A 7,586-nucleotide genomic window follows, 5' to 3' on the forward strand; every position below is an offset into this window, starting at 1 on the left:
CCACAAGCTATTCAGCATGGAGGCTGTCATGTCAGCATCTGTTATCAACGCCACGGCCGAACCGAAGGCTGCTCCTACAAATCTTTCCCGCCCTGCCCGCGGCATCATCGCAGCGCTCTTCTGTGGCTATCTCGCAGTTGGGCTGCCGCTTCCCGTCATTCCGCTCTTCATCCACGACAACCTCGGCTTCAGCAATCTCGTCGTCGGCCTGGTGATCGGCATCCAGTTCCTCGCCACTGTGCTCAGCCGCGGCTATGCGGGGCGCCTGACCGACATCCACGGCGGCAAGCGTTCCGCCTTGCAGGGTGCCGCAGTCAGCACGACCGCAGGGCTGCTTTATCTCGCCGTGGCCATGCCCGGGCTGTCGCCGAACGTCAGTCTTGCAATTGTCATTCTCGGCCGCCTAGCCGCCGGTCTCGGCGAGAGCCTGTTCGTCACTGGCTGTGTCTCCTGGTCGATTGCTTCGGTCGGACCGCAACGCGCCGGCATGTCGATGTCGTGGACCGGCACTGCCATGTTCGCGGCTCTGGCGATCGGTGCGCCGATTGGCATGGCGCTCTATCAGGGCTATGGCCTGGAAGCCGCAATAGTTGCTTGCGTTGTGGCGCCAGTGACTGCGGCTGCAATCGCCTTGCGTGAGATTCCCTACGCGACAGCCGCCGGCCCTCGCCTGCCCTTCTACAAGGTAATCGGGCAAATTTGGCGCGAAGGCGCCGGCCTGATGCTACAAGGCGTCGGACTGTCGGGCCTCACCGCGTTCGCCTCGCTTTATTTCGCAGCACATCACTGGGACAATGCCGGCTTGGTCATGACCGCCTTCGGTGCCGGTTTCATCTTCGTACGGATTGTCTTCGGCTCTCTGCCCGACAGAATGGGCGGCTATCGCATCGCACTCTGGTCATTCGTGATCGAGGCAATCGGCCAGGCCATAATTTGGACAGCGCCAAGCGAGGCTGTAGCGCTCGGCGGAGCACTGGTGACTGGCTTTGGTTGCGCGCTGGTCTTTCCCGCTCTTGGCGTGGAAGCCTTGAAGCGGGTGCCTCCCGCCAACCGCGGCAGTGCCTTGGGCGCCTTCGTAGCCTTCCTCGACATTGCCTATGGCGTTTCAGGTCCAGTCGCGGGCGTCATCGCCGGACAATTCGGCTATGCTTCTGTTTATCTGTTCGGTGCCGCCTGCGCCCTCGCCGGTGCCACGCTCGCCCTGATGGCCCGCGTTTCGCAATCCTGACCATTGTTCCACGTTGCCGGCGAGAAGAAGTCGCCGCCCTCCACACAAAGGAGATTTCCTAATGTCCCGCATCTTCATTACCGGATCGTCCACCGGCCTTGGCCTCATGGCGGCTGAGCTGCTAGCCGAGCAAGGTCATCAGGTCGTTCTTCATGCCCGAAGCGCCGCCCGTGCCAGCGATGCCCGCCGCGCTCTGCCACAGGCCGAGGCCGCCGTGACGGGCGACCTTGAAACCATCGCGGGCGCCAAGCTTGTTGCCGCCGAGGTCAAAAAACTCGGCCACTTCGATGCCGTGATCCACAATGCCGCCGTCGGATACCGCGAAGCCCATCGCCTCACCTCCGATGGCCTGCCACATGTCTTCGCCATCAACACTCTCTCTGCCTACATCCTGACCGCCCTTATCGACCGGCCCAAACGGCTCGTCTTTCTCTCTTCCGGCATGCATCATCATGCAGACGCCAATCTCGACGATATTCTCTGGAAAACCCGCCGGTGGAACGGATCGGAAGCCTACGCAGAAAGCAAGCTGCACGATGCCATGCTCGCCTTCGCGGTCGCGCGCCGCTGGAAGGATGTATTCTCGAATTCGCTGGAACCGGGCTGGGTGCCCACCAAGATGGGCGGTCCCGGCGCGCCTGACGACATGGCGCAGGCGCATCTCACGCAAGCGTGGCTCGCGGCCGGCGACGACCCGAAAGCGGATGTGACCGGAGAATATTTCTATCACATGAAGCGTCGGTCCGCGAACCCGCAAGCTCATGATCCGGAGCTTCAAGATCGGCTTATCGCCATCTGCGAGGAGATTTCCGGCATGCCCCTGCCGGGATGATTCACCTGCTGACAGTTGTAGCGGATCCCCGTTCGCGATCTGCTGGAGAAGTGAGGGCGCGGCGCACTTCGCGCGGAGATCGCCGCGACCTTGCCTCTCGAGGAGGCTGTGGATGCGCAGCGCTGCTGGCGGACCGCTTCCGCCGTGAAAAAGTTGTCGTCCCGTGATCGACCGCGCCGCCGCGTTGCTGTCCCACCTCACGCAACGCGATTTACCAATTGCTCGCCGGCATGAAGACGCAGAATATTCTCTGCGACACCCTTGGCGATGTCGCTCATCGAACTTCTGGTGATCCCGCCAAATGCGGCGTCGCGATGACGTTCGGCAAATCGAGCAAGGGATCCGTGGCGTCGAACGGCTCCTTCGAAAAAAACATCCAGACCGGCGCCGCCCAAATGCTCGTCGCGCAGCGCGTCAAACAAAGCCTCATAGTCCACGAGGCCGCCCCGAGCGACATTGACCAGCCGGTGCCTCTCGGCATAGATCGCAGTTCCTTCTCGCCGATAACACCGGCATTGTCCTGTGACGGCCGCAGGCATAGGATCAAGACGTCTGTCTCGGCAAGGTAGGCATATCTCTTTTCCGATGAATAGACCCCGGGTGACCTGCTTTCTCACGAGTGCATAAGGGCGCGGCTTCCAAGCGGCGTGATCATGGAAATGGGCCGCCGCCCCCGCGAATATGCGGAATCGAAGGTGTCGCGCAGGTTGATCGTCGGACCTACGGAACTTGCTGCAAGGCTGCGGCGAGCGGGCTTGGCGCGCGAGGCCGCGCCCTTCCTTGAGAGCGGCGAGATCTTGCAGATCATGGCAGACTGGACGCCGTCGCTCGGCAGCGAAGCTGCTCTATTGGCCGGAGACCCGCTTGCCGTCTGCCGCCTCTAGGGCGTCCGTCACCTTTATCCGCGCCAGAAGGGTTAAGGCGTAAGGATCGCGCGGGGCTCCAGCAATTCGTCTAGACCGTAGGATCCAATTTCGCGTCCCAACCCGGACTGCTTGAAGCCGCCAAAAGGCGCGCGGGGATCGTGTGGCGCGCCGTTGATCACGACCCTGCCAGCCATCAGCCGATCCGCGAAGCACCGTGCACGGTCGACGTCCGCCGAAAGTACATAGGCTTGCAGACCATAAACGCTGTTGTTTGCAATGGCGGCTGCCTCGTTCTCATCGTCATAGCCGATCAGGCAGATCACTGGTCCGAATATTTCCTCACGCGCAATCCGCATTTGGTTGGTCACATCAGCGAAGATTGTCGGCCGAGCGAACCAGCCTTTCTCGACACCACCGGGACGCCCCTCCCCGCCCGTCAGCAACGTGGCGCCCTCTCGCAGCCCAAGTCGGATATAGGACTGTACCCGCTCCCACTGAGCCGCATTGGCAAGTGGTCCGATACGAATTTGGGGATCGCGAGCATCGCCAACCTTTAGCCCCTCCGTTTCATTCTTTAGGCGCCGCGCCACCTCGGCGAGCCGTGCACGTGGGGCAAGAATGCGGGTGCCGGCCACACAGGCCTGTCCGCTGTTGGCGAAGCCAGCCATCAGGGCAATCGGGATTGCCGTGTCGAGTTCTGCGTCAGGCAGTAGAACCGTAGGTCCCTTGCCACCGAGTTCGAGGATGACCCGCTTCATGCCGTCTATTGCTGCGCGCTGGATGATCCTTGCCGCCGCCGTGGAGCCCGTGAAGCTGATAGTCGCCACATCTGGGTCGCCGGTAAGGGCCGCACCCACCACCGGGCCGGTTCCGTTGACGATGTTGAAGATGCCGCCCGGAAGACCTGCCACATGCAGCCTCTCTGCAAATACCTGGGTCTGCATTGCACTCTGTTCGGCCGGCTTGATGACGATGGTCGAGCCGGACCCAATGGCATGAGCGATCTTGGTAGCCATAAAGCCGAAATTGCTGTTCCACGGGGTGATCGCAGCGATCACGCCTCGCGGCAGCATCTTCACAGCGCTTCGTCCTGCAACGCGATCGAAGTCGTACCCACCGACAGTCTCAGCCATAATATCGAAAATGGAAGTCGCATTCTGTACTGAGAACGCCGCGAAATAAGCCGGCGCGCCATACTCCTCGGTCATGGTTTCGATTAGTTCGCTAGGCCGTGCAGCGACAGCGTCACGCAGGCTGTTGAGCATGTCAATGCGCTCTGCCTTTGTTGTGGCGGCCATGGCGGGAAATGCCTGCTTTGCCGCAAGAACGGCGCTGCGTGCGTCCTTCTCATTGGCAATCCGCACCTCGCCGATTCTTTCCTCGGTAGCTGGATTATAGAGGTCAAGCCTCTGATCCCCGTCTGGAATTACGAATTGGCCATCGATGTAAACGTGTTCGACTTTATGCATCCCTCAGTCCTCATATTGTCCTGGCATGAGAAATATGAAGGCATTACAGTTGAGTAAATCCACGCGAGCGTTGACGGACTGATGAGGGAAATAGATCAATGATCCAAGCGAGCCTCCCCGAACTGCAGGCGGTTACGGCCGTCGCCCGCAGGGGTGGGTTTCGAGCCGCAGCACGTGAACTGGGGATCTCGTCCTCTGCCGTGAGTCACGCCGTATCTGGTCTTGAAGCGCGGATCGGCGTGAGATTGTTCAACCGCACGTCCCGCAGTGTGGCGCTGACCGCGGCAGGCGAACGTCTGGCGGCAGAAATCGCTCCTGCACTGGCGATAATCGGCGTGGCACTTGAAAACGCCGGGAGCGAAGGACCGGATCCTACAGGCGTGTTGCGTCTTAACATGGCGCTGGGTGCTGCGCGAATGCTGCTTGCGCCCTTGATTCTGGAATATCTGCGCCTCTACCCGCGCATGGCGGTGGAAATCATCACCGAGGGTGCACTGATCGACGTGATCGGCGAGGGCTTCGACGCAGGCGTGCGGCTGAAGGAATTCGTCTCGCCGGATATGATCGCCGTTCCATTGATCCCCACAATGCGTTCAGTGGTGGTAGGGGCACCCAGCTATTTCGAGAAACGGGATAAACCTGTTCTGCCCCACGACCTTCTAACACACGAATGCATCCGCCCGCGTATGGCGAGTGGACGCTACTATCACTGGGAATTCGAACAGCAGGGGCAAGAGATCCGTATCGATGTGCCAGGCCGGCTGGTTCTCGACGAAAGCGGGCTGATGCTGGAGGCGGCACTTGACGGAGCCGGGCTTGGCTATTTGGCGGAGCATTCGGTAGCGCCCTATGTCGCCAACGGCAGGCTCGTCCAGGTTCTGGACGACTGGACGCCCTCGCACGAGGGCCTGTGCCTCTACTACAGTGGCCGCCGGCACTTACCGGCAAAGCTAAGAGCTTTCATCGATCTGGCGAAACGCTTCGCCGCAAGAGTTTGAGCTCACGGGCAGGTCTCATGACGCCCGCGAGCCCGAGCGGTCAGGCGGCCGAAACCGCTGGACGAGCCAGTGACGAGGGCGATTTTCTTGCTCATGTAAGGATCCTTTTTACTTTCTCGTCGATCGAAATCGTATGGGAAGGGGGCGGCATCAGATGATCCCGCCGTTGGCGCGCAGCACCTGCCCGTTAATCCAGGCGCCGTCGGGGCCCGCAAGGAAGGCTACTGTGTTGGCAAGGTCTTCGGGTTGCCCGAGGCGCTCCAGTGGGGCCAGCTTGGTAAGATTGTCGATAACCGCCTGCGGCTTGCCGTCAAGGAAGAGGGCGGTCGCGGTGGGGCCTGGTGCTACGGCATTGACCGTTATGTTGCGGCCTCGCAGTTCCTTGGAAAGCACATGCGTCATCGCCTCGATGCCGGCCTTAGTAGCCGCATAGACGCCATAGGCAGGTTGATAGAGACCCACCACACTGGACGACAAGTTAATGATCCGACCGCCGGTGCGCAGCCTCCGCGCCGCCTCGCGCAGCGTGTTGATGCTGCCCTTGAGATTGATGGCGATCTGGCCGTCAACGACGGCCTCGTCGCCATCCGCGATCGTGGCGAGTGTCATAACGCCAGCGTTGTTGACCAGCACGTCCACGCCGCCGAGCGCGGCTTCCGTCGTGTCGAACAGGCGGCCGACTGCCGCTGCATCGCTGACATCGGCCTGTGCCGCAAGCGCCTTTCCGCCGGCGCTCTCAATTCGGTCGACCAGTCCTCGGCTGCCTTCGCATTGCTGGCATAATTGACGACGACGGCATATCCCTCTCTGGCGAGCCGCCCGGCGATCGCCGCTCCGATGCCACGCGAAGCGCCGGTGACGATCGCGATCCTGTTTTCGATGTTTGCCATTTCCGTTCTCCTTCAAGCGACGCGCAGCAGCGCATTTCGACGAGAACAAGATGGCTCATTGATCTCTTCAGATAATCAGGCATTATTCGCCATCATCATCCGGAGATGGCGAACAATGGACCGGTTCGACGCCATGGGCGTCTTCACGCGTGTCGCCGAGCGGCATAGCTTCTCACTCGCGGCAGAAGACCTGGGCCTGCCGCGCTCCTGGCGGCTTGGGGTGCGGTGGAGCGCACGACGCGCGTAGTACGTCCAACGCTGGACGGCGAGGCCTATTATCAGCGTTGCATCCGCCTGCTCGCCGACCTCGACGACGCCGAAGCAGGTTTCAGCGGAACAAAACCGTCCGGTCTCCTGCGCGCTCGACCTGCATGGCACCCAAGCGCGCCACTTCCTGCTGCCCACGTTACCGGGCCTCCTGCAGTGCTATCCCATTCATCTTCCTATAAGCGCGACACATCAGCCGATGGATATCGTACGCGAGGGTTACGACTGCATCGTGCGGGTGGGAGCGCTCTCTGACTCCAGTCTCATCCAACGCAAGCTCACTGAACTTAAGCGCGGCACATTCGCGAGCCCAAGCTACTTGACGAAGTTCGGAACACCAGCGACGCCGGAGGATCTGGAAAACGGCCATCGGATGGTCGATATGCTCGCCCCCAATATGCCCTCGGTTGCTCCCTTGGCCTTCCAGATAGACGGTCGTGTCCGCAAGATGTTGCTGCTGACCGTCATCACCGTCACTGGCGCGGAAACCAACGTCGCCTCGGCCTGCGCTGGTCTCGGCATCATCCAGGTGCCGCGATACCGAGTTGTATCCGAACTCGCAAAGGGACGTCACGAGGCCGGAATTCTTGGTAAACCTGGACCATTTGCCAAGGATTTGGTGGCTGGCCTCGCTCTGCCACCTGTTTTCGTCTTTGATTTGGGCCGAGGGGATGACGCTTTGCGGCAAACGCAAAAAGGGCTCCGATTGTCTCGGAGCCCATTGAGTTTGTGGTAATTTTTGGTTGCGGGGGCAGGATTTGAACCTGCGGCCTTCAGGTTATGAGCCTGACGAGCTACCGGGCTGCTCCACCCCGCGTTATTGTTTTGAGCGGAACGGACCGCGATTGTTGCGGCCGGTTTATATCGGCTTATGGCCGTTGTTTTGTTAAGAGAAGATTTTGATTTGTTGCGTTTTGCAGACCTGGCGGCGACCGACTCTCCCGCGTCTTGAGACGAAGTACCATAGGCGCTGGGGCGTTTCACGGCCGTGTTCGGAAAGGGAACGGGTGCAGCCACCCCGCCATAACCACCAGGT

Annotated in this window: 7 protein-coding genes, 1 tRNA gene, 1 rRNA gene and 1 pseudogene; 5 read left to right on the top strand and 5 right to left on the bottom strand. The window is 60.8% G+C overall.

The features are described 5' to 3' along the window. Positions 1-28 precede the first annotated feature (28 nt). Together BLP23_RS07655 and BLP23_RS07660 are read left to right on the top strand one after the other, a co-directional pair. Entirely contained in the window at positions 29-1,228 is a 1,200-nt protein-coding gene (locus tag BLP23_RS07655) for an arabinose transporter (RefSeq protein WP_167363835.1), read from the top strand. A 61-nt stretch (positions 1,229-1,289) separates the two neighbouring features. Beyond that, positions 1,290-2,060 (top strand): SDR family NAD(P)-dependent oxidoreductase, encoded by a 771-nt coding sequence (locus BLP23_RS07660; RefSeq protein WP_092584193.1) that lies wholly within the window; start codon positions 1,290-1,292, stop codon positions 2,058-2,060. Positions 2,061-2,257: 197 nt separating this feature from the next. Here BLP23_RS07660 and BLP23_RS34360 read toward each other — a convergent pair whose 3' ends face one another. Then, on the bottom strand, positions 2,258-2,599 hold the full coding sequence (locus BLP23_RS34360; RefSeq protein ID WP_376774913.1) for an NAD(P)-dependent oxidoreductase: 342 nt from the start codon (positions 2,597-2,599) through the stop codon (positions 2,258-2,260). Between the two features lie 114 nt (positions 2,600-2,713). On the opposite strand from BLP23_RS34360, the gene BLP23_RS07670 reads away from it, so the two are divergent. Further along, positions 2,714-2,944 (top strand): hypothetical protein, encoded by a 231-nt coding sequence (locus tag BLP23_RS07670; RefSeq protein WP_208603125.1) that lies wholly within the window; start codon positions 2,714-2,716, stop codon positions 2,942-2,944. Positions 2,945-2,976: 32 nt separating this feature from the next. Here BLP23_RS07670 and BLP23_RS07675 read toward each other — a convergent pair whose 3' ends face one another. Continuing rightward, positions 2,977-4,395, bottom strand: coding sequence for an aldehyde dehydrogenase family protein (locus tag BLP23_RS07675; protein WP_092584195.1), 1,419 nt, complete (start codon positions 4,393-4,395; stop codon positions 2,977-2,979). A 101-nt stretch (positions 4,396-4,496) separates the two neighbouring features. Here BLP23_RS07675 and BLP23_RS07680 point away from each other — a divergent pair, with 101 nt between their 5' ends. Beyond that, complete coding sequence (locus BLP23_RS07680; RefSeq protein WP_092584324.1) at positions 4,497-5,393, top strand: LysR family transcriptional regulator; 897 nt, start codon at positions 4,497-4,499, stop codon at positions 5,391-5,393. Between the two features lie 150 nt (positions 5,394-5,543). On the opposite strand, the pseudogene BLP23_RS07685 reads toward BLP23_RS07680, so the two are convergent. Next, a pseudogene (locus tag BLP23_RS07685) lies at positions 5,544-6,283 on the bottom strand (SDR family oxidoreductase). A gap of 367 nt (positions 6,284-6,650) precedes the next feature. On the opposite strand from BLP23_RS07685, the gene BLP23_RS34365 reads away from it, so the two are divergent. Next, the gene (locus BLP23_RS34365) at positions 6,651-7,286 is read left to right on the top strand and encodes a LysR substrate-binding domain-containing protein (protein ID WP_267890074.1); all 636 of its coding nucleotides are present in this window, start codon (positions 6,651-6,653) and stop codon (positions 7,284-7,286) included. Between the two features lie 4 nt (positions 7,287-7,290). Here the strand turns inward: BLP23_RS34365 and BLP23_RS07695 are convergent. Continuing rightward, positions 7,291-7,367: transfer RNA gene (locus tag BLP23_RS07695), tRNA-Met, on the bottom strand. A gap of 103 nt (positions 7,368-7,470) precedes the next feature. Further along, positions 7,471-7,585, bottom strand: a 5S ribosomal RNA gene (gene rrf / locus BLP23_RS07700). Position 7,586: the final 1 nt, after the last annotated feature.

Source organism: Rhizobium mongolense subsp. loessense, assembly GCF_900099775.1.
GTDB classification, from domain to species: Bacteria; Pseudomonadota; Alphaproteobacteria; order Rhizobiales; family Rhizobiaceae; genus Rhizobium; species Rhizobium loessense.